This window comes from Enterobacter sp. PL_is379 (genome assembly GCF_055817355.1).
The window spans coordinates 61,398-81,526 of record NZ_JBVPGT010000022.1 but is presented as its reverse complement, the minus strand read 5'-3'; the positions used below and the strand labels follow the sequence as shown (position 1 = coordinate 81,526).

Below are 20,129 nucleotides of genomic sequence, written 5' to 3'. Positions count from 1 at the left end.
TTTTTTCTTTAGTAATCAACGCCAATTTGCGCTTTGATACCCGCATCAAACGCATGTTTGACCGGACGCAGCTCGCTCACGGTATCGGCCATCTCCAGAATATCCCGATGACATCCGCGCCCCGTGACGATAACCGTCTGGTGTACAGGACGGTTCTTCAGAGCATCCAGCACGGCTTCCAGCGGCAGGTAGTCGTAGGCGACCATATAGGTTATCTCATCCAGCAGAACCATATTCAGCGAAGGATCGGCCAGCATTCTCTTTGCATGCTCCCAGACGGCGAGACAGGCGGCGGTATCCGTTTCCCGGTTCTGGGTATTCCACGTAAACCCGGTTGCCATTACCTGAAACTCGACGCCGTGAGGCTCCAGCAAATTGCGCTCGCCGTTGGGCCATGTGCCTTTAATAAACTGGATCACGCCCACTTTTTGCCCGTGTCCGACGGCGCGTGTCGCCGTACCGAATGCGGCGGTGGTTTTCCCCTTGCCGTTGCCGGTAAAGACAATGACGATCCCACGCTCGTCCTGTGCCGCCGCGACGCGCGCATCGACCTGTTCTTTCAGACGCTGCTGGCGCTGCTGATGACGTTCTTCACTCATTGCGAAATTCCTGGTTTACGGCCCGGCTGGGCGTCAAAGGTCATCCCGGTTTTGCGGCGGCTGTCGTCGCCCATCAGCCAGAGATAGAGCGGCATAATGTCTGCCGGGGTTTTCAGCTTCTGCGGATCTTCGCTCGGGAACGCACTGGCGCGCATTTTGGTGCGCGTACCGCCCGGGTTGATGCAGTTTACGCGCAGATGGCGGCTCTGGTACTCCTCCGCCAGCACCTGCATCATGCCTTCGGTCGCGAATTTTGATACGGCATAGGCTCCCCAGTTTGCGCGTCCCTCACGGCCAACGCTGGAGGAGGTGAACACCAGTGAACCTGAATCCGATTTGAGTAATAAAGGAAGCAGTGCCTGGGTCAGGAAAAACGTCCCGTTGACGTTGACCTGCATCACCTGCTGCCAGATATCAGGATCCTGTTCATCCATCGGACGCACTTCGCCTAACAAACCGGCGTTATGCAGTACGCCGTCGAGTCTCGGATAGTGGGCGCTGATGCGCCGGGCTAATTCCTGGCATACTTCGGGCGTGCAGGTCAGCAAATCGAGTGTATACCACGGGGCCGGTGTGCCGCATACAGCCTCAATCTCCTGAGCGACGTTTTTCAGTTTTTCTTCGTTGCGCCCGATCAGAATAACGTTCGCGCCGTAATCGGCGTAGGTCAGGGCCGCCTCGCGGCCAATCCCGTCGCTGGCACCGGTGACAAGAATAATCCGGTTTTGCAGCAGATTTTTTTGCGGTTGATAATGCACGGTGACTCCTCAGGCGACCGGTGATGCAATGGCGCCTTTATGATGACTTTTCGGCTTTATGCCCGAATTAGCCTAATAATTCAATCAGTCTACAGGACGCATTACTGTAAAATTAACAATTTGCAAATATTTAAACGCCAGTACGGGGATTCCTGAAGGCGGCTCGCAGAGGTAATGTCACGAGCGAGACGCATGGGCAGGGCTGATGTACACTGCCGTGAAAGATTCGTGGTTAAATCAAGGTGGAACGCGTGGAATTACTTTCTCAATATGGGTTGTTTTTGGCCAAAATCGCGACGGTGGTGATTGCCATTGCGGTGGTTGCCGTTCTGATTGTCAACCTGACGCAGCGCAAGCGTCAGCGAGGGGAGTTACGCATCACCCGCCTGAGCGAGCAATACAAAGAGATGCAGGAAGATATGTCTCTGGCGCTGCTTGATAGTCATCAACAGAAACTCTGGCTGAAAGCGCAGAAGAAAAAGCATAAACAGGAAGCCAAAGCGGCAAAGGCAAAAGCGAAGCTCAATGCGCCGCAGGATAAGGCCACTCCACGTGTCTATGTGCTCGATTTTAAAGGCAGTATGGATGCGCATGAGGTTTCCTCTCTGCGGGAGGAAGTAACTGCCGTTCTGGCCGTGGCGACACCGCAGGATCAGGTTGTCGTGCGTCTTGAAAGCCCGGGCGGGGTGGTTCACGGTTACGGACTGGCCGCCTCACAGCTGCAGCGCCTGCGTGAAAAACAGATCCCGCTGACCGTGGCCGTGGATAAAGTGGCGGCCAGCGGAGGCTACATGATGGCCTGCGTGGCGGACAAAATTGTGGCCGCACCGTTCTCTATCATTGGCTCGATCGGCGTGGTCGCGCAAATTCCGAACTTTAACCGCTTCCTGAAAAATAAAGAGATTGATATCGAACTTCACACGGCGGGTCAGTATAAACGTACCCTGACGCTGCTGGGGGAAAATACGGAAGAAGGGCGTCAAAAGTTCCGTGAAGATCTCAACGAAACGCATCACCTCTTTAAAGACTTTGTGCATCGTATGCGCCCGACGCTCGATATTGAACAAGTTGCGACAGGCGAGCACTGGTACGGCGTCCAGGCGCAGGAGAAAGGGCTGGTGGATGAAGTCGGAACCAGCGACGATCTGCTGCTCAACCTGATGGAAGGCCGGGAACTGGTGGGCGTGCGCTTTACCCAGCGTAAGCGGCTTCTTGACCGCTTTACCAACAGTGCGGCAGAAAGCGCGGACCGCCTGCTGCTGCGCTGGCTACAGCGCGGACAAAAACCGCTGCTGTAAACAAAAACGCGAGGCACATGCCTCGCGTTTTGCGTTAATCGACCAGGTGATATTTCTCGGAAAGCGTATGCGCCAGGTATTTAAACATGTTAAACACGGCGGTGCTTTTCGGGGTCGGCAAGCCCTGTTCATCAAGGAAGTATTCGCCGCTGAAAATCAGCACGCCATTACGCTGCTCTACGCCGGTGGCTTCAATGCCCGCCAGCGTATCTTCGTGGTCACGGATAAGCTTGTTTGCTTCGATAAGCAGAGAGGCTCGGTCAATAGGTTGGGTCGTATTCTGCATAATCCACTCCTTAAACAGTGACAATAGTCTACGCCGAGGGCGCTTTGGGGGCAAATTTTCCCTGTAATGTGAGGGGATAAGGTACAGGGACCTGGCTGGCGGGATTTGCTTTTGCATGCTAATAAAGTTGCGTAACGAATTTTATCAGGTAGAGTGTGCGCTTTCGTCATTCTGGCAACAGAATTGCTTGACATTCAACCGGGAATTCGTCACGAATTACACGAGATGTGAGAAAAATACCCGAGAACTCAATCACCTGGGCGTCTTTTCTTTAACGCCCGGTAAGACAAAGGGGTTGATATCTCCTGACGCAGTCGCAATATCATTGGCTCGTCGTCAGCGGAAGGGAAATCAACGTGCGGCGTATTCCTGGAAGAATTAAATTAGGTAAAGGTGAATATGGGTAAAGCTCTCGTCATCGTTGAGTCCCCGGCAAAAGCCAAAACGATCAATAAGTATCTGGGTAATGACTACGTGGTTAAGTCCAGCGTGGGTCATATCCGCGATTTGCCGACCAGTGGCTCAGCCAGCAAAAAGAGCGCAGACTCTACCTCCACCAAAGGGGCTAAAAAGCCTAAAAAGGATGAACGTAGCGCGCTTGTCAACCGCATGGGTGTTAACCCATGGCATAACTGGGACGCACAATATGAAGTGCTGCCCGGGAAAGAAAAAGTCGTTAACGAGCTGAAGCAGCTGGCTGAAAAAGCAGACCACATCTATCTCGCAACCGACCTTGACCGCGAAGGGGAAGCCATTGCGTGGCACCTGCGGGAAGTGATTGGTGGTGATGACAAACGCTACAGTCGTGTAGTGTTTAACGAAATTACGAAGAATGCGATTCGTCAGGCGTTTGAGAAGCCGGGCGAACTGAATATTGACCGTGTAAACGCACAGCAGGCACGTCGCTTTATGGACCGCGTTGTGGGCTACATGGTTTCTCCACTGCTGTGGAAGAAGATTGCCCGTGGCCTGTCCGCAGGGCGTGTGCAATCCGTTGCCGTGCGTCTGGTCGTTGAGCGTGAGCGCGAAATTAAAGCCTTCGTGCCGGAAGAGTTCTGGGAAGTTGACGCCAATGTGACCACGCCGGGCGGTGACGCTCTGCCGCTGCAGGTCAGCCATCAGAACGATAAGCCTTTCCGTCCAGAAAACCGCGACCAGACCATGGCCGCCGTAGCGCTGCTGGAAAAAGCACGCTATCAGGTGCTGGAACGTGAAGACAAACCGACCAGCAGCAAGCCGGGTGCGCCGTTTATTACCTCAACGCTGCAACAGGCTGCAAGCACGCGTCTGGGTTACGGCGTGAAGAAGACCATGATGATGGCTCAGCGCCTGTATGAAGCGGGCTACATCACCTACATGCGTACCGACTCAACCAACCTGAGCCAGGACGCGGTCAACATGGTGCGCGGCTACATCAGCGACAACTTCGGTAAGAAATACCTGCCGGAAAGCGCTAACCAGTTTGCCAGCAAAGAGAATTCTCAGGAAGCGCACGAAGCGATTCGTCCTTCTGATGTCTCTGTGCTCGCTGAATCGCTGAAAGATATGGAAGCCGACGCACAGAAGCTGTATCAGCTGATCTGGCGTCAGTTCGTGGCGTGCCAGATGACTCCTGCACAGTATGATTCCACCACGCTGACCGTTGGTGCGGGTGATTTCCGTCTCAAAGCGCGTGGACGTATCCTGCGTTTCGACGGCTGGACGAAAGTGATGCCTGCGCTGCGTAAAGGTGATGAAGACCGAACGCTGCCGGCAGTGAACAAAGGGGATGAGCTCTCGCTGGTTGATCTCGTGCCAGCCCAGCACTTCACCAAGCCGCCTGCACGCTTCAGTGAAGCATCTCTGGTAAAAGAGCTGGAAAAACGCGGTATTGGCCGTCCGTCGACCTACGCGTCGATCATCTCTACGATTCAGGACCGTGGTTACGTACGCGCTGAAAACCGTCGTTTCTATGCTGAAAAAATGGGTGAGATCGTCACCGACCGTCTGGAAGCTAACTTCCGCGAGTTGATGAACTACGATTTCACCGCGCAAATGGAAGACAGCCTCGACCAGGTTGCCAGCCATCAGGCGGAATGGAAAAAGGTCCTCGACAGCTTCTTCAGCGACTTTACCGACCAGCTTGAGAAAGCGGAGAAGGATCCTGAAGAGGGTGGCATGCTGCCTAACCAGATGGTTCTGACCAGCATCGACTGCCCAACCTGTGGTCGCAAGATGGGGATCCGTACTGCCACGACGGGCGTGTTCCTTGGCTGCTCCGGCTACGCGCTGTCGCCAAAAGAGCGCTGTAAAACCACCATCAACCTGGTGCCTGAGAACGAAGTTCTCAACGTGCTGGAAGGTGACGATGCGGAAACTAACGCTCTGCGTGCCAAACGCCGCTGCAAAAAATGCGGCACGGCAATGGACAGCTACCTGATCGATCCAAAACGTAAGCTGCACGTCTGCGGTAATAACCCAACGTGTGACGGGTATGAGATCGAAGAGGGCGAGTTCCGCATTAAAGGCTATGACGGCCCGATTGTAGAGTGCGAGAAGTGTGGCTCTGAAATGCACCTGAAAATGGGGCGTTTCGGTAAGTACATGGCCTGTACCAACGACGAGTGTAAAAACACGCGTAAAATTCTGCGTAATGGTGAAGTGGCTCCACCGAAGGAAGATCCGGTTCCGCTGCCAGAACTGCCGTGCGAGAAATCTGACGCGTACTTTGTGCTGCGTGACGGCGCTGCGGGTGTCTTCCTGGCCGCCAACACCTTCCCGAAATCGCGTGAAACGCGCGCGCCGCTGGTGGAAGAGCTGCATCGCTTCCGCGATCGTCTGCCTGAGAAACTGCGTTATCTGGCCGATGCGCCACAGCAGGATCCGGAAGGCAACAAAACCGTGGTACGGTTTAGCCGTAAAACCAAGCAGCAGTATGTTGCGGCCGAGAAAGAGGGTAAAGCGACCGGATGGTCAGCTTTCTTTGTCGATGGCAAATGGGTTGAAGGCAAGAAATAATCTTCCCTTACCGTAACTTACCTGTAAAAGGGCCGGATTTCCGGCCCTTTTTTATTGCCTTGTTATTATTTTTTGTTCCGTACTATACAGTCAGGCTATAAATGATATAGTGGTTATAGTTAACCTGTTTCTTATTATTAAATCGTCTTAAGCGATTGACCGCATGCGCTAAATCGGATGGTCTGGCATGAAATTACAGCAGCTTCGTTATATCGTTGAGGTGGTGAATCATAACCTTAACGTCTCTTCTACCGCCGAGGGGTTGTATACCTCGCAACCGGGCATCAGCAAACAAGTTCGTATGCTGGAGGATGAGTTAGGTATCCAGATATTTGCCCGCAGCGGTAAGCATCTCACTCAGGTGACGCCTGCGGGGCAGGAAATCATCCGCATTGCGCGGGAAGTCCTCTCTAAAGTCGATGCGATTAAGTCAGTGGCAGGGGAACACACCTGGCCGGATAAAGGTTCGCTGTATATTGCCACGACGCATACCCAGGCGCGCTATGCGCTTCCCGGTGTCATCAAAGGCTTTATCGAGCGTTATCCCCGCGTCTCTTTGCATATGCACCAGGGCTCGCCAACGCAAATTGCTGAAGCCGTTTCCAAGGGTAATGCAGACTTTGCCATCGCCACCGAAGCGCTTCACCTCTATGACGATCTGGTCATGCTTCCATGCTACCACTGGAACCGTTCTATTGTGGTGACCCCGGATCATCCCCTGGCGGGTAAAGGGTCGGTCTCTATCGAAGAGCTGGCCCAGTATCCATTGGTGACGTATACGTTTGGTTTTACCGGCCGCTCCGAGCTTGATACGGCCTTTAACCGGGCAGGGCTAACGCCGCGCATTGTCTTTACCGCGACGGATGCCGACGTGATTAAGACCTATGTGCGGCTTGGTCTGGGGGTGGGCGTCATTGCCAGCATGGCGGTGGATCCGGTGTCAGACCCTGACCTGGTGCGTCTTGATGCGCACGATGTTTTCAGTCATAGCACCACAAAGATTGGATTCCGTCGCAGCACCTTCCTGCGCAGCTATATGTATGATTTTATTCAGCGCTTTGCCCCTCATTTAACGCGTGATGTGGTTGATACCGCCGTTGCATTACGCTCAAATGAAGATATTGAAGAGATGTTTAAAGACATCAAACTCCCCGAAAAATAATCACACCCGGTATCTTTCCCTTAGGGAAAGATACCGAAATAACGCCTCAAAGCTAAATTAGAATTATCATCATCTACGTATCCCCTGTCATATAATGTCATTATCCATTTAGTCCGTAAGGTTATAATGTCGTGAATTGGCGACAAAAGTAGAAACTAATTTACGCCTTCGCAAATTTTTCTTTTCAATTATTTATTTCTGGTCAAAAGATTGAATATTTCATACCTCCCGGTGCGTAAATTCACTGGCTTTTCGGCTAAAGTTTCTTTAGGATTTATCTCAACAGATGATTAATTGTACCAATTGTTTGGTCCTAAATGATAAGCGATGTCGATTGTATGAGGTTAGCAATGCCTTCAGGAAGTGAAGAACCGCAAAGGGATCCTGCGCTCAAGCGTAAAGCCTGGCTGGCGGTCTTTCTCGTCTCTACCCTGTTTTGGGTGGTGGTTGCTCTCCTGGCCTGGAAATATTGGGGTTAAATATGGCAGTGACGGTACGTACAGCTTCGGTAAAACAGATGTGTCAGCATCGTGACAATGGCCACAGAGGGCGTAAAGCACCTGCGACTGTTGTACCCGCGACCTGGAAACTGACGCCGCAGCAGCAAGCGTTTATTGATGTGTTCGCAGAAGACGAACCCAAAAAACAATAATTTAGTTAATTGCGTAATGATGCAAATAGTCTGAATATCGACTCTGCACTTTTGTACTCTTTAATAAATACACATCAGCAATATAGCACTGAGGTCAAACCTCGGAACGTTTTATAAATAATGCCTGGTGTCCCTATGATGAATAACATGACGTCTCACAAATACTGGTCATGGATCGGCGTTTTTACCGTGTCGATTCTGTTCTGGAGTCAGCTCATCTGGTTGGCCCTCCACTAAATTGTAAAACCTCGCTACGGCGGGGTTTTTTGTTTTCCTGTTCTGGACCAATCCTAAATTTATCAATTTGGGTTGTTATCAAAACGTTACGACATCTTTGTGTTATCTTTAATTACGGCCCTGATGATTGTCAGGGCATCTCTGTGATTAAGGAGGAGCTTATGTCGTTAACCCTACGCGAAGCCAGTAAGGACACATTACAGGCAGAAAACAAAACCTGGCATTACTACAGCCTGCCGCTGGCTGCCAGAACGCTTGGGGACATTTCGCGTTTACCCAAGTCATTGAAAGTTTTACTGGAAAATCTATTGCGCTGGCAGGACGGTGACTCTGTCACCCTCGATGATATCCAGGCGCTGGCAGGGTGGCTTGAAAAAGCCCATGCCGACAGAGAAATCGCCTACCGCCCGGCAAGGGTGCTAATGCAGGACTTTACCGGCGTTCCTGCCGTCGTTGATTTGGCCGCGATGCGCGAAGCCGTTAAGCGTCTGGGCGGAGATACGGCAAAAGTGAATCCGCTTTCCCCCGTTGACCTCGTCATTGACCACTCCGTAACCGTCGATCGCTTTGGTGATGACGACGCCTTTGGCGAGAACGTGCGTCTGGAGATGGAGCGTAACCACGAGCGCTACGTGTTCCTGAAGTGGGGGCAGCAGGCGTTCAGCCGGTTTAGCGTGGTCCCGCCAGGTACCGGTATTTGTCACCAGGTTAACCTTGAATATCTGGGTAAAGCCGTCTGGAGTGAATTGCAGGATAAAGAGTGGGTCGCCTATCCGGACACGCTGGTGGGCACGGACTCCCATACCACCATGATCAACGGTCTGGGCGTGCTGGGCTGGGGCGTCGGGGGGATCGAAGCGGAAGCGGCCATGCTCGGCCAGCCGGTGTCCATGCTTATCCCGGATGTGGTGGGCTTCAAGCTTACTGGCAGGCTGTCTGAAGGGATTACCGCCACCGATCTGGTGCTTACCGTCACCCAGATGCTGCGTAAGCATGGTGTGGTAGGCAAGTTTGTCGAATTCTACGGGGACGGACTGGATTCACTGCCGCTGGCCGACCGCGCCACCATTGCCAATATGGCGCCGGAATACGGTGCAACCTGCGGCTTTTTCCCTATTGATGATGTGACGCTGGAATACATGCGTCTTAGTGGACGTAGCGAAGAGCAGGTCGCGCTGGTGGAAGCGTACACCAAAGCGCAGGGCATGTGGCGCAATCCGGGTGATGAGCCTGTTTTCACCAGCACGCTTGAACTCGATATGGGAAGCGTCGAAGCGAGCCTCGCAGGGCCGAAACGCCCGCAGGACAGGGTTGCGCTGAGTGACGTGCCAAAAGCCTTTGCCGCCAGCAATGCGCTGGAAGTAAACGTGGCGCAGAAGGACCATCGTCCCGTCGACTATGTTCTGAACGGACATCAGTATCAGCTTCCGGATGGTGCGGTGGTGATTGCCGCGATTACCTCCTGCACCAACACATCCAACCCCAGCGTATTGATGGCAGCCGGTCTGCTGGCTAAAAAGGCGGTAGAGCTTGGGCTAAAACCTCAGCCATGGGTCAAGGCCTCGCTGGCCCCGGGATCCAAAGTGGTGTCGGATTACCTGGCGCAGGCCAAACTGACGCCGTACCTTGACGAGCTGGGCTTTAACCTCGTGGGCTACGGCTGTACGACCTGTATTGGTAACTCTGGTCCACTGCCTGAACCCATTGAAACGGCGATTAAGCAAGGTGACCTGACGGTAGGTGCGGTCCTGTCCGGCAACCGAAACTTTGAAGGGCGTATTCACCCGCTGGTAAAAACCAACTGGCTGGCCTCACCGCCGCTGGTGGTTGCTTATGCCCTGGCAGGGAACATGAATATCAACCTGGTGACCGATCCGATTGGCCACGATCGCAAGAATGACCCTGTCTATCTGAAAGATATCTGGCCATCTTCGCGTGAAATCGCGCTGGCCGTTGAAAAGGTCTCAACCGAGATGTTCCGCAAAGAGTATGCGGAGGTCTTTGAAGGCACGCCGGAATGGAAAGCCATCAACGTCATTGGCTCTGATACCTATGACTGGCAGGATGACTCGACCTACATTCGTCTGTCGCCGTTCTTTGATGAGATGCTGGCCGAGCCGGCGCCGCTTAAGGATATCCACGGCGCACGTATCCTGGCGATGCTGGGGGATTCTGTCACAACTGACCACATCTCTCCGGCGGGGAGTATTAAAGCCGATAGCCCGGCGGGTCGTTATCTGCAAAGCCGGGGCGTCGAACGTCGTGATTTTAACTCCTACGGATCGCGCCGCGGGAATCATGAAGTCATGATGCGCGGGACGTTTGCCAACATCCGCATTCGTAACGAAATGGTACCGGGCGTGGAAGGGGGCATGACGCGCTATCTGCCGGGGACGGAAGTAGTGTCGATTTATGATGCGGCGGTCAAATATCAACAGGCAGGTACGCCGCTGGCGGTGATCGCCGGGAAAGAGTACGGTTCCGGCTCCAGCCGCGACTGGGCGGCGAAAGGTCCGCGTCTGCTTGGCGTTCGCGTGGTCATCGCCGAATCGTTCGAACGTATTCACCGCTCGAATCTGATTGGTATGGGGATCCTGCCGCTTGAGTTCCCGCAGGGTGTGACGCGTAAAACGCTGGGCCTGACCGGGGAAGAGCAGATTGACATTAGCGGCCTGCGAAACCTGCAGCCGGGTAAAACGGTGCCGGTAACGTTAACGCGGGCAGACGGCAAAACCGAGGTGCTGGATTGCCGATGCCGTATTGATACGGCAACCGAGCTGACCTACTACCAGAACGACGGCATTTTACATTACGTGATTCGTAAGATGCTGGATTGATGAACGAGCCCGGCACGCGTGCCGGGCTTTTTATATCACTCTTTCAGCAGATGGCCCATTTTGGCAGCTTTAGTATCCAGGTAGTGGGCGTTTTTCGGGTTACGGCCGACAATCAGCGGTACACGCTCGACGATGTTGATCCCCGCTTCGGTCAGGATCTCCACTTTTTTCGGGTTATTGGTCAGCAGACGAACTTCGTCCACGCCCAGCAGCTTGAACATATCGGCGCACAAGGTGAAGTCGCGTTCGTCAGCGGCGAAGCCGAGCTGATGGTTTGCTTCCACCGTATCGTAGCCCTGGTCCTGAAGCGCGTAAGCGCGGATTTTATTCAGCAGACCAATATTACGACCTTCCTGACGGTGATAAAGCAGCACGCCGCGGCCTTCTTCTGCAATATGAGACAGGGCGGCTTCCAGCTGGAAACCACAATCACAGCGCAGGCTGAACAGCGCGTCGCCGGTAAGACACTCTGAATGGACGCGGGACAGCACCGGCGTCTGCCCTGAAATATCGCCATACACCAGCGCGACATGATCCTGTCCGGTTGCCAGTTCTTCAAAACCCACCATCAGGAAATCGCCCCATGGGGTTGGCAGTTTGGCTTCTGCCACACGTTTAAGCTGCATGTGATTCTCCAGAGTAGGCTGACACGTTTCGTGCCTTTGCCCTGTTTTGCTTTCTGTATCAGTTCATTTTGCCACAAGCTCAGCAGGTTCGCCTAATAGGCACCATGCTATATGAACGTTAAACGCACGATCCGACATATCCACCCATCGAATGAATTTCAGTTATGATTGTGAGGCTTAGCGAAAAAGGAGAAGACATGCTTTCAATCGCCAGACGTACGGCAGCAGGCGCGGCCATTTTACTGATTATGCCCCTGGCCGTATGGCTCTCAGGCTGGATGTGGCAGCCGGGGCAGAATGCCACGTGGCTGAAAACGTTATACTGGATAACGGAAACGGTCACCCAGCCGTGGGGAATTATTACCCATGTCCTCCTCTGCGCCTGGTTTCTGTGGTGCCTGCGCTTTCGTTTGCGTGCGGCGCTGATGCTTTTTGCGATCCTCGGAGGCGCTATCCTTGTTGGTCAGGGCGTGAAGTCCTGGGTAAAAGATCGCGTTCAGGAACCGCGTCCTTTTGTCGTCTGGCTGGAAAAAACGCATCAGGTTCCGGTGGATGAGTTCTACAATTTAAAGCGTAAAGATCGCGGAACCCTGGTGAAAGAACAGCTTGCGGAACAGCAGGATATCCCGAAATTCTTGCGTAAACACTGGCAGAAAGAGACGGGATTCGCGTTTCCTTCCGGTCACACCATGTTTGCGGCCAGCTGGGCGTTACTGGGGGTGGGGCTGCTGTGGCCAAGGCGTCGAACGGTCACGCTCGTGATTTTACTGGTCTGGGCGACAGGGGTTATGGGCAGCCGCTTACTGCTGGGGATGCACTGGCCGCGGGACCTGGTCGTTGCCACGCTTATCTCATGGCTGCTGGTGACGCTGGCGACCTGGCTCGCTGAACGATTCTGCGGCCCGCTTACACCACCGCCAGAAGAGAAAGAAGAAATAGCCGAAAGGGACCAAACGGACGCCTGACGGTTGATAAACCGTATTATGCCCATAGATACATGACTGGCGCGTCACTTTTTCCGTTTCGCGCCCGTCGCTAAAATGGTAGTTTATAAGGCTGATTGCGGTGAGTTGAACACACTTTATTCGCTTGAACCACATAACGGGAAGTAATGTGAAATATTTACTCATTTTCTTACTGGTATTGGCGATTTTTGTCATTTCAGTCACGTTGGGTGCACAAAACGATCAGCAGGTGACGTTTAACTATCTGCTGGCTCAGGGTGAGTATCGCGTCTCGAGCCTGCTGGCGGTCTTATTTGCTGCTGGTTTTGCCATTGGCTGGCTGGTTTGCGGTCTGTTCTGGTTGAAAGTCCGTGTTTCTCTTGCGCGCGCTGAACGTAAAATTAAGCGACTCGAAAATAACATTGCCCCTGCGTCTGACATCCCGGAAAGCTCTGGTGTGCCGGTCGTGAAGGAATAATCGACTATGCTGGAGTTGTTGTTTCTGCTTTTGCCTGTAGCCGCAGCCTATGGCTGGTATATGGGCCGCAGAAGTGCGCAACAAACAAAACAGGATGAGGCCAACCGGCTCTCCCGCGACTACGTTGCGGGGGTGAACTTCCTCCTGAGCAATCAGCAGGACAAAGCGGTAGACCTGTTCCTCGATATGCTGAAAGAGGATACAGGGACGGTTGAAGCGCATCTCACCCTGGGTAACCTGTTCCGCTCGCGCGGCGAGGTCGATCGCGCCATTCGTATTCACCAGACCCTGATGGAAAGCGCCTCGCTGACCTACGATCAACGTCTCCTTGCGGTGCAACAGCTGGGGCGTGATTACATGGCCGCGGGGTTGTACGATCGCGCCGAAGATATGTTCGCGCAGCTGGTGGATGAAACAGATTTCCGCATCGGCGCGCTGCAGCAGCTCCTGCAGATTTATCAGGCCACCAGCGACTGGCAAAAAGCCATTGATACGGCTGAACGCCTGGTGAAGCTGGGTAAAGATAAGCAGCGCGTTGAGATAGCCCATTTCTACTGTGAGCTTGCGCTTCAGCAGATGGGTAACGACGACATGGATAAAGCCATGGCGCTGCTGAAGAAAGGCGCCGCCGCGGACCGCAACAGCGCGCGAATCTCCATCATGATGGGACGCGTCTTTATGGCGAATGGCGACTATGCCAAAGCCGTTGAAAGCCTGCTGCGGGTTATCGACCAGGATAAAGAGCTGGTCAGTGAAACGCTGGAAATGCTGCAAACCTGCTATCAACAGCTGGACAAGCAGGAAGAGTGGGTGGCATTCCTGCGTCGCTGCGTGGAAGAAAATACCGGTGCCACCGCTGAACTGATGCTCTCAGACGTTGTTGAGCAGTATGAGGGAAGCGACACCGCGCAGGTGTATATTACGCGCCAGCTGCAGCGTCATCCGACCATGCGGGTGTTCCATAAGCTGATGGATTACCACCTGAACGATGCTGAAGAAGGGCGCGCCAAAGAGAGCCTGATGGTCCTGCGCGACATGGTTGGCGAGCAGGTGCGCAGCAAGCCGCGCTATCGTTGCCAGAAGTGTGGTTTTACCGCGTATACGCTCTACTGGCACTGTCCTTCCTGCCGTGCCTGGTCCACCATCAAGCCCATTCGTGGCCTGGACGGGCAGTGATTTTTTAAAACGCCCCATTTTAGTTACAACATACTGATGGTTTTTACCGTATCCTTTACTCCGTGCGGTTTGCCGGCCTGGCAGGCGCGTAAAAGGATCCTGTCAATTTGCGGCGTCGGCAGGTAGAATGCTGGCCGTTTATCTGTTCCGCGCCGCTGCGCGCCCATAGACGAAAAGGGCTGGTCATGACGTCTGTTACATCCTCCACTTCCCGCGTAATTACGGATTCTCCTGTTGTTGTTGCGCTTGATTACAATAAGCGTGACGCTGCACTGGCGTTTGTCGACGGTATCGACCCTCGCGACTGCCGTTTGAAAGTTGGCAAAGAGATGTTCACGCTGTTTGGACCGCAAATCGTTCGCGATCTGCAACAGCGCGGCTTTGACGTTTTCCTCGACCTCAAATTCCATGATATCCCGAATACTACGGCCCACGCCGTTGCCGCAGCCGCAGAGCTGGGCGTATGGATGGTCAACGTCCATGCGTCGGGTGGGGCAAGAATGATGACCGCCGCCCGTGAGGCGCTCCTGCCGTTCGGTAAAGATGCGCCGCTGTTGATCGCAGTCACCGTGCTGACCAGTATGGACGAAAGTGATTTACGCGACCTTGGCGTGACGTTGTCACCTGCGGAGCATGCCGAACGTCTCGCGCGTCTGACGCAGCAGTGTGGCCTGGATGGCGTCGTCTGCTCCGCGCAGGAAGCGGTTCGTTTCAAATCAGCGCTGGGCCGGGATTTTAAACTGGTCACGCCGGGGATCCGCCCTGCAGGCAGCGACGTGGGCGATCAGCGCCGCATTATGACGCCTGAGCAGGCGCTGGCTGCAGGTGTTGACTACATGGTCATCGGTCGTCCGGTGACGCAGTCTGCAAACCCGGCTGAGACGCTTAAGGCTATCAACGCATCGCTGAAAAAGGGGGCGTAATGACCGATTCCAACAGTCGTCTGGTCTATTCAACCGAGAGTGGGCGTATAGACGAACCGAAAGCGAAAGTGGAACGTCCTAAGGGGGACGGCATCGTTCGGATCCAGCGCCAGACCAGCGGACGAAAAGGGAAAGGCGTTTGCCTGATCTCCGGCATTGACCTGGATGATGCTGAACTGACTGCGCTGGCGGCCGAGCTGAAAAAGAAATGTGGCTGCGGCGGTGCCGTGAAAGATGGCATTATTGAAATCCAGGGCGATAAACGCGATTTAATAAAATCGCTGCTGGAAGCCAAAGGCCTGAAAGTCAAACTGGCAGGCGGCTAAAATAAATGAGCCACGGCAGATGCCGTGGCTCGTGTTATATACGTGCGTATGTCAGACCTGAAATGCGTTTAAATATCGCAATATCGAGGAAGGCTTAGATAATAATTATTTGCCAACCTGGTGACCGATAATACCACCGACAGCAGCGCCACCTAATGTACCCAGCGTACTACCATCCGTTAATACTGCACCACCGAGAGCACCGGCACCGGCACCAATAGCGGTGTTACGGTCACGTTTAGACCAGTTAGAGCATGCGCTCAGGGACATTGCTACAGTGATTGCCAGAACAGCGGCGGCTAATTTTTTGCTGGTTAAGGTCATAATACTTTCTCCTGAATTATCGATTCACGGAAAGATGTACACGTTAAGTATAGACGAATCGAATACTTAATTCTGTTCTCCGTGAAAGCTGGTCGCGCAGGCGTTACGTAATCACGCAGGTGATAGTCACTTCCTGTTATATCGCTAACATTAATTTTACGACTTTAAGGCGGGTTAAACAGGTAAAAACTCTTAAAGCAGGGTTAAGAATCATCTCAGAGAAAGAAGGGCGTATGCGCCCGAAATTCGGGCGCGGAGGGAACTCAGGCGGTCGTTTTAATAATATTGACGATCAGTCCGTCATCTTCCAGTTTATTACGGTGCGCGTCGCTCAATCTTTCGTCGGTAATCACGCGACTAAAGCGTGAAGCGGGGCCCATCGTATACGGGTGAACGGCGCCAAATTTAGAGCTGTCGGTGAGCACAATGGCTTCACACTCTTTTTCCAGCACCGCATTCACGACGTCAGAGCGCATCATATCCCGACCGGTAAAACCTGTCTCCGGTTGCCAGCCGTCAATCCCGATAAAGGCCTTGCTGAAATGAACCTGCTGGACATACTGACGGGTCAGCGGGCCTACCATGCTTTCGCTTTTTTTCTGGTAAATACCCCCGAGCAGAATCACCTCGCAGCGCGTCTCTTTGAGCAAATGCGCGATATAGCTGCTGACGGTGATGATAGTAACGTCCTTTTGATCGGCAAGCGTGCGTGCCAGAAGGGCATTACTGCTGCCGTTTTCAATAAAAACGGTCTCGCCGTTGTTCACCAGGGACGCGGCAAATTCCGCCAGTTCACGTTTGAGCGCGTAGTTATTCATCATGCGCGTCTCAACGTCATCACTGTCCAGCGGGACAGCATATCCGTGCGCGCGACGCAGGTAGCTCTGTTTTTCCAGCAGATTAAGATCCTGACGGATTGTGACTTCAGACACGCCGGTGGTTTTAGCGAGATCGACTACGCTTACGCGTCCCTGATCGATGACCATCTGCAAAATGAGTTGTTGTCGGGAATTCATAGCATCCATTTAATAAAGCGAAACGAGGTCGGAGACGGTGGGGTTAAACTTCCCACGGCGCTTTTGGCTGTCTGTTTTCAGGCGCGTTGTCAGCACCATTCTGAGCAAGAAGTTCAGACTTCAGGATCTCAAGATTACGGATAGCAGAGTGATAATCGCCCGCCACCAGGATATCCAGCACGGTATCAATTCGTTGTGCTACAGCTTGTGCGTCAATAGTAGACATAATCTCACCCCAGGCGCGAAAAGTTAATATTTTCAATGATGCAGAAATTAGGATCAAAAGAGAAGGGAAAAAATGCAATAACTAAATTACATAAACGTAAGTGATAAATTTATTCCCCCTCATGCAGTGTGCTTATTGAGTGGATTAGTCTAAAACGGCGCGCAAGGCGCTTTTTTATAAGAGGAATTAGACTATGACAGTTATCAATCAGCCTACCTGCACACTGTTTACCGATACTGAACGGTTCACGCAGCTGTCAGGGTATTACGAAGCGGAGCGTCACACCGTCTGGATGATGTTGCGGGCCCAGCCACGGCCTTGTTTTAACCATGCGTTAATTGAGGAGATCATGAACTTCTCATGGCTGGTTCGCCAGTCTGGCTTTGCGGTTGATTTTTGGGTAACCGGTTCGCTGGTTCCCGATATGTACAATGTGGGCGGTGATTTACAGTTCTTCGTCGAGTGCATTCAGAACGGACGTCGGGAGGCGTTACGGGCGTACGCTCGCGCCTGCGTTGATTGCGTCCATGCGGCCTCACGGGGGTTTGATACAGGGGCCATCTCTCTGGCGATGGTCGAAGGCAGTGCTTTAGGGGGCGGGTTTGAGGCCGCTCTGGCGCACCATTTTGTCCTGGCTCAGCGCGATGCCCGTCTGGGTTTTCCGGAGATTGCCTTCAACCTGTTTCCGGGTATGGGGGGATATTCCCTGGTTGCACGCCGTTCTGGCATGAAGCTGGCGGAGGAACTCATCTATAAGGGGGAATCCCATACGGCTGAATGGTATGAACAGCACGGGCTGGTGGATGTCCTGTTTGAACCCGGACAAAGCTATGTCTCCACCCGAACCTTCATCGATACTCTGCGGCCAAAACTGAATGGCGTAAGGGCGATGCTGCGCGCGCGTACGCGCGTTCTGCAATTGCCCCGCAGTGAACTGATGGATATCACGGAAGACTGGGTTGATGCCGCTTTCTGCCTTGAGCCGAAAGATATCGCCTACATGGAGCGTCTGGTCACGCTGCAAAACCGCCATCACGCGGCGGGGTTGCGTAAAGCCAGTTAACGTTGATTTCGCGCTTGATATCGTTTTAGCCATCGCTCGAATGAGGCAGCGGGCATCGGCTTAGCAAACAGAAAACCCTGCCGTTCGTTGACGCCGTTCTTGGTCAGAAAGGCGTCTTCTTTTGCGCTTTCCACACCTTCGGCAATCACCTGCAGATTTAATGCCTGCGCCACCGCGACGATAGCGCGCACCAGAGACTGGGAGATGGACTGCTTATGAATATCCCTGACAAACGATTGATCGAGTTTAATGGCATCGATAGGGAAGCGGGCCAGTTGAGAAAGGGAAGAGTAGCCGGTGCCAAAATCATCCAGATGAATTTGCGCCCCGAGTCGGCTGAACTGCTGGATCACGGACAGCGCCAGCTCTTCGTTCTCGATAAGACAGCTTTCGGTTAATTCGACATCGACAGGGCAGTATTCAAAATTCAGATCCTTCAGCGCCTGCTTTAAGTCACTGAAAATAGTCTGGTCGGCCAGCTGGCGTGCAGAGACGTTCACCGCCACGCGCAGGTTTATGCCCTTATCACGCCATTTCGCCACCTGGCGAACCACATCGAGCATCACCCAGCGGCCCAGCGGCACAATCAACCCCGACTCCTCGGCATAAGAGATAAACTCCAGCGGCGGGATCAAACCCCGTTCTGGTGATTGCCAGCGGACCAGCGCTTCAAGGCTTCTGACTTCCCCGCGCCAGGTGATTTTCGGCTGATAGTGAATCAGGAGCTGATCGTTATCCAGCGCCTTACGCAGGTTGGTATCCAGCCAGAGATACTCAAACACGCGCTGGTTCATCTCGGGCGAGAAGACGCAGAACTTGCCCCGGCCGTTCTCTTTGGCGGTGTACATGGCGGTATCGGCGTTACGAATGACGCTTTCCCGGTCGTTGCCATGCTGAGGGGCGAGGGCGATGCCCAGGGAGCAGCCGGTATAAATCTCAATCAAACCGATGCGGAACGGCTGGCGCAGACGGGTTAAAATGCGCGATGCCATCGCCTCCAGAGAGCCCTGAGAGGTATTGGTGGCCATGACGATAAACTCATCACCGCCAAGTCGCGCCAGCACCTGTTCCTCATCCAGGCAGCTCAAAATGGCGAGGGCAACGGCCTGTAACAGCTGATCGCCAAACATATGCCCGTAAGCGTCGTTGACCTTTTTAAAATTATCCAGATCGAGATACACCACGCCCACCTGCGTGTCCCCGCGGTTGGCGATGGCGTCAGAAATCAGGTCGTGGATCGCATTACGGTTTGGCAAGCCGGTGATGGTATCGGTATTGGCCAGCACGCGCAGCCGCTCCTGAGCGCGGCGCTCCTCGGTAATATCGGTACCGGAACAGATAAGGAAAATTTCATTTTTACCGCTGCCGCTGTGTACGAATTTGTTTCTGAACAGAAACAGCCGTTGCCCTTTACGCGTTTTGATCCAGCGTTCGACTTCGTAGGAGCTGCCGTTGCGAAAAAAACCGGTAATATTGCGCTTTGAAGCTGCCGCTTCGCTGCGGCTCATAAACAGCTTAAAGACGTTCTGGCCAATGACTTCATGTTCTTTCAGGCCGGTGTACTCTTCGCTAAGCCGATTAAAACGCTGGATATTGCCGTGCCGATCGAGAATAACAATGACGGAGTTAGCCTCTGAGACAACCTGTTCCGCGAAAGAGAGCCCCTGAGCCAGATCGCGTGCCACGGAGGGGGTATCGTTCCAGGCAGAAGCGGTTCCGGCCCACTCGTTACGGGTAATTTTACGGCCCACAAGATGAACCGGAACATCTTCACCGTAGAGGGAGAGCGACATTGAAATACTGGAGGTAATAACGGTTAAATGACGGATGAGATCGGCCTGTTCATCGTCCAGCGCCACGACCTGAGTGACATCGGCATTTTCGCTGGTGGAAAGGTGCAGAGCGTTGCTGTCAGCTGACAAGCGCCACCACGGGCTGTAAGTCCCCATGTAGCGAAACAGCAAATTCGGCTCCAGATCGTCCATCATGTTTTCTCCCGCAGCTTTCATTAGCGCACAAATTATTCATTTGCAGTCGACTTTTCCGTTGAGAAACAGCGGCAAAACCGAAGTGAACTTATTGTTTTTCCCTAATTTCTTATAATAAAACGAGTCAGGCAAAAAAGGATACGGAGCGTATAAAAATTCACGTAACCGAATATAACAACACTCTTTTACTGTAGATAATTATGGCGAATTTGG

At 53.3% G+C, this 20,129-nt stretch carries 21 protein-coding genes; 13 read left to right on the top strand and 8 right to left on the bottom strand.

Annotation, left to right across the window (positions count from 1 at the left end):
* Nucleotides 1–8: 8 nt before the first annotated feature.
* Nucleotides 9–599, bottom strand: coding sequence for a cob(I)yrinic acid a,c-diamide adenosyltransferase (gene cobO, locus AC0TOY_RS04295; RefSeq protein WP_024907116.1), 591 nt, complete (start codon nt 597–599; stop codon nt 9–11).
* The gene (locus AC0TOY_RS04290) at nt 596–1,357 is read right to left on the bottom strand and encodes a YciK family oxidoreductase (RefSeq protein ID WP_024907117.1); all 762 of its coding nucleotides are present in this window, start codon (nt 1,355–1,357) and stop codon (nt 596–598) included. Before AC0TOY_RS04290 ends, cobO begins: the two co-directional genes overlap by 4 nt.
* Before the next feature lie 251 nt (nt 1,358–1,608).
* Between AC0TOY_RS04290 and sohB the strand changes: the two genes are divergently transcribed.
* The gene (gene sohB / locus AC0TOY_RS04285) at nt 1,609–2,655 is read left to right on the top strand and encodes a protease SohB (protein WP_024907118.1); all 1,047 of its coding nucleotides are present in this window, start codon (nt 1,609–1,611) and stop codon (nt 2,653–2,655) included.
* Nucleotides 2,656–2,689: 34 nt separating this feature from the next.
* Here sohB and AC0TOY_RS04280 read toward each other — a convergent pair whose 3' ends face one another.
* Nucleotides 2,690–2,941 (bottom strand): YciN family protein, encoded by a 252-nt coding sequence (locus AC0TOY_RS04280; RefSeq protein WP_023312072.1) that lies wholly within the window; start codon nt 2,939–2,941, stop codon nt 2,690–2,692.
* 399 nt (nt 2,942–3,340) lie between these two features.
* On the opposite strand from AC0TOY_RS04280, the gene topA reads away from it, so the two are divergent.
* The 6 genes from topA (at nt 3,341) to acnA (ending at nt 10,826) form a co-directional block, all read left to right on the top strand.
* Complete coding sequence (topA, locus tag AC0TOY_RS04275) at nt 3,341–5,938, top strand: type I DNA topoisomerase (RefSeq protein ID WP_024907119.1); 2,598 nt, start codon at nt 3,341–3,343, stop codon at nt 5,936–5,938.
* Nucleotides 5,939–6,125: 187 nt separating this feature from the next.
* Complete coding sequence (gene cysB, locus AC0TOY_RS04270) at nt 6,126–7,100, top strand: HTH-type transcriptional regulator CysB (RefSeq protein ID WP_024907120.1); 975 nt, start codon at nt 6,126–6,128, stop codon at nt 7,098–7,100.
* Nucleotides 7,101–7,438: 338 nt separating this feature from the next.
* The gene (locus tag AC0TOY_RS04265) at nt 7,439–7,579 is read left to right on the top strand and encodes a YmiA family putative membrane protein (RefSeq protein WP_213327741.1); all 141 of its coding nucleotides are present in this window, start codon (nt 7,439–7,441) and stop codon (nt 7,577–7,579) included.
* Between the two features lie 2 nt (nt 7,580–7,581).
* Nucleotides 7,582–7,752 carry a hypothetical protein gene (locus AC0TOY_RS04260; RefSeq protein WP_048991908.1) on the top strand — a complete coding sequence of 57 codons (171 nt, stop codon included), beginning with the start codon at nt 7,582–7,584 and terminating at the stop codon, nt 7,750–7,752.
* Nucleotides 7,753–7,890: 138 nt separating this feature from the next.
* Entirely contained in the window at nt 7,891–7,989 is a 99-nt protein-coding gene (ymiC, locus tag AC0TOY_RS04255) for a small membrane protein YmiC (RefSeq protein WP_032623144.1), read from the top strand.
* 161 nt (nt 7,990–8,150) lie between these two features.
* Complete coding sequence (gene acnA, locus AC0TOY_RS04250) at nt 8,151–10,826, top strand: aconitate hydratase AcnA (protein ID WP_473721519.1); 2,676 nt, start codon at nt 8,151–8,153, stop codon at nt 10,824–10,826.
* A gap of 35 nt (nt 10,827–10,861) precedes the next feature.
* Here the strand turns inward: acnA and ribA are convergent, their stop codons facing one another.
* The gene (ribA, locus tag AC0TOY_RS04245; protein ID WP_008501210.1) at nt 10,862–11,452 is read right to left on the bottom strand and encodes a GTP cyclohydrolase II; all 591 of its coding nucleotides are present in this window, start codon (nt 11,450–11,452) and stop codon (nt 10,862–10,864) included.
* A 197-nt stretch (nt 11,453–11,649) separates the two neighbouring features.
* On the opposite strand from ribA, the gene pgpB reads away from it, so the two are divergent.
* The 5 genes from pgpB to yciH all read left to right on the top strand — a co-directional run bounded on the left by pgpB (nt 11,650) and on the right by yciH (nt 15,299).
* On the top strand, nt 11,650–12,417 hold the full coding sequence (pgpB, locus tag AC0TOY_RS04240; RefSeq protein WP_473721518.1) for a phosphatidylglycerophosphatase B: 768 nt from the start codon (nt 11,650–11,652) through the stop codon (nt 12,415–12,417).
* Between the two features lie 148 nt (nt 12,418–12,565).
* The gene (locus AC0TOY_RS04235; protein WP_023312067.1) at nt 12,566–12,874 is read left to right on the top strand and encodes a LapA family protein; all 309 of its coding nucleotides are present in this window, start codon (nt 12,566–12,568) and stop codon (nt 12,872–12,874) included.
* Between the two features lie 6 nt (nt 12,875–12,880).
* Nucleotides 12,881–14,050, top strand: a complete 1,170-nt coding sequence (gene lapB, locus AC0TOY_RS04230) for a lipopolysaccharide assembly protein LapB (RefSeq protein WP_023335944.1) — start codon at nt 12,881–12,883, stop codon at nt 14,048–14,050.
* Nucleotides 14,051–14,235: 185 nt separating this feature from the next.
* The gene (gene pyrF, locus AC0TOY_RS04225; RefSeq protein ID WP_157189307.1) at nt 14,236–14,973 is read left to right on the top strand and encodes an orotidine-5'-phosphate decarboxylase; all 738 of its coding nucleotides are present in this window, start codon (nt 14,236–14,238) and stop codon (nt 14,971–14,973) included.
* Entirely contained in the window at nt 14,973–15,299 is a 327-nt protein-coding gene (gene yciH, locus AC0TOY_RS04220; protein WP_024907124.1) for a stress response translation initiation inhibitor YciH, read from the top strand. The genes pyrF and yciH overlap by 1 nt, the downstream gene beginning before the upstream one ends.
* 105 nt (nt 15,300–15,404) lie before the next feature.
* On the opposite strand, the gene osmB is transcribed toward yciH, so the two are convergent.
* The 3 genes from osmB to AC0TOY_RS04205 all read right to left on the bottom strand — a co-directional run bounded on the left by osmB (nt 15,405) and on the right by AC0TOY_RS04205 (nt 16,865).
* The gene (gene osmB / locus AC0TOY_RS04215; protein ID WP_008501216.1) at nt 15,405–15,623 is read right to left on the bottom strand and encodes an osmotically-inducible lipoprotein OsmB; all 219 of its coding nucleotides are present in this window, start codon (nt 15,621–15,623) and stop codon (nt 15,405–15,407) included.
* Nucleotides 15,624–15,886: 263 nt separating this feature from the next.
* The gene (gene yciT, locus AC0TOY_RS04210; protein ID WP_048991911.1) at nt 15,887–16,639 is read right to left on the bottom strand and encodes a DNA-binding transcriptional regulator YciT; all 753 of its coding nucleotides are present in this window, start codon (nt 16,637–16,639) and stop codon (nt 15,887–15,889) included.
* A 43-nt stretch (nt 16,640–16,682) separates the two neighbouring features.
* Nucleotides 16,683–16,865, bottom strand: coding sequence for a YciZ family protein (locus AC0TOY_RS04205; RefSeq protein ID WP_024907126.1), 183 nt, complete (start codon nt 16,863–16,865; stop codon nt 16,683–16,685).
* A gap of 193 nt (nt 16,866–17,058) precedes the next feature.
* On the opposite strand from AC0TOY_RS04205, the gene AC0TOY_RS04200 reads away from it, so the two are divergent.
* On the top strand, nt 17,059–17,928 hold the full coding sequence (locus tag AC0TOY_RS04200; RefSeq protein ID WP_032647560.1) for a crotonase/enoyl-CoA hydratase family protein: 870 nt from the start codon (nt 17,059–17,061) through the stop codon (nt 17,926–17,928).
* Here AC0TOY_RS04200 and pdeR read toward each other — a convergent pair.
* Entirely contained in the window at nt 17,925–19,916 is a 1,992-nt protein-coding gene (gene pdeR, locus AC0TOY_RS04195) for a cyclic di-GMP phosphodiesterase (protein WP_473721517.1), read from the bottom strand. The genes AC0TOY_RS04200 and pdeR overlap by 4 nt on opposite strands.
* Nucleotides 19,917–20,129 lie beyond the last annotated feature (213 nt).

Coding starts and splice junctions, on each gene's coding strand:
- pgpB (WP_473721518.1), top strand. CDS start 11,650: ATGCTTTCAATCGCCAGACGTACGGCAGCAGGCGCGGCCATTTTACTG.
- yciT (WP_048991911.1), bottom strand. CDS start 16,639: ATGAATTCCCGACAACAACTCATTTTGCAGATGGTCATCGATCAGGGA.
- lapB (WP_023335944.1), top strand. CDS start 12,881: ATGCTGGAGTTGTTGTTTCTGCTTTTGCCTGTAGCCGCAGCCTATGGC.
- ymiC (WP_032623144.1), top strand. CDS start 7,891: ATGAATAACATGACGTCTCACAAATACTGGTCATGGATCGGCGTTTTT.
- topA (WP_024907119.1), top strand. CDS start 3,341: ATGGGTAAAGCTCTCGTCATCGTTGAGTCCCCGGCAAAAGCCAAAACG.
- cobO (WP_024907116.1), bottom strand. CDS start 599: ATGAGTGAAGAACGTCATCAGCAGCGCCAGCAGCGTCTGAAAGAACAG.
- AC0TOY_RS04260 (WP_048991908.1), top strand. CDS start 7,582: ATGGCAGTGACGGTACGTACAGCTTCGGTAAAACAGATGTGTCAGCAT.
- pdeR (WP_473721517.1), bottom strand. CDS start 19,916: ATGATGGACGATCTGGAGCCGAATTTGCTGTTTCGCTACATGGGGACT.
- cysB (WP_024907120.1), top strand. CDS start 6,126: ATGAAATTACAGCAGCTTCGTTATATCGTTGAGGTGGTGAATCATAAC.
- AC0TOY_RS04205 (WP_024907126.1), bottom strand. CDS start 16,865: ATGTCTACTATTGACGCACAAGCTGTAGCACAACGAATTGATACCGTG.
- pyrF (WP_157189307.1), top strand. CDS start 14,236: ATGACGTCTGTTACATCCTCCACTTCCCGCGTAATTACGGATTCTCCT.
- osmB (WP_008501216.1), bottom strand. CDS start 15,623: ATGACCTTAACCAGCAAAAAATTAGCCGCCGCTGTTCTGGCAATCACT.
- AC0TOY_RS04265 (WP_213327741.1), top strand. CDS start 7,439: ATGAGGTTAGCAATGCCTTCAGGAAGTGAAGAACCGCAAAGGGATCCT.
- acnA (WP_473721519.1), top strand. CDS start 8,151: ATGTCGTTAACCCTACGCGAAGCCAGTAAGGACACATTACAGGCAGAA.
- yciH (WP_024907124.1), top strand. CDS start 14,973: ATGACCGATTCCAACAGTCGTCTGGTCTATTCAACCGAGAGTGGGCGT.
- AC0TOY_RS04280 (WP_023312072.1), bottom strand. CDS start 2,941: ATGCAGAATACGACCCAACCTATTGACCGAGCCTCTCTGCTTATCGAA.
- ribA (WP_008501210.1), bottom strand. CDS start 11,452: ATGCAGCTTAAACGTGTGGCAGAAGCCAAACTGCCAACCCCATGGGGC.
- AC0TOY_RS04200 (WP_032647560.1), top strand. CDS start 17,059: ATGACAGTTATCAATCAGCCTACCTGCACACTGTTTACCGATACTGAA.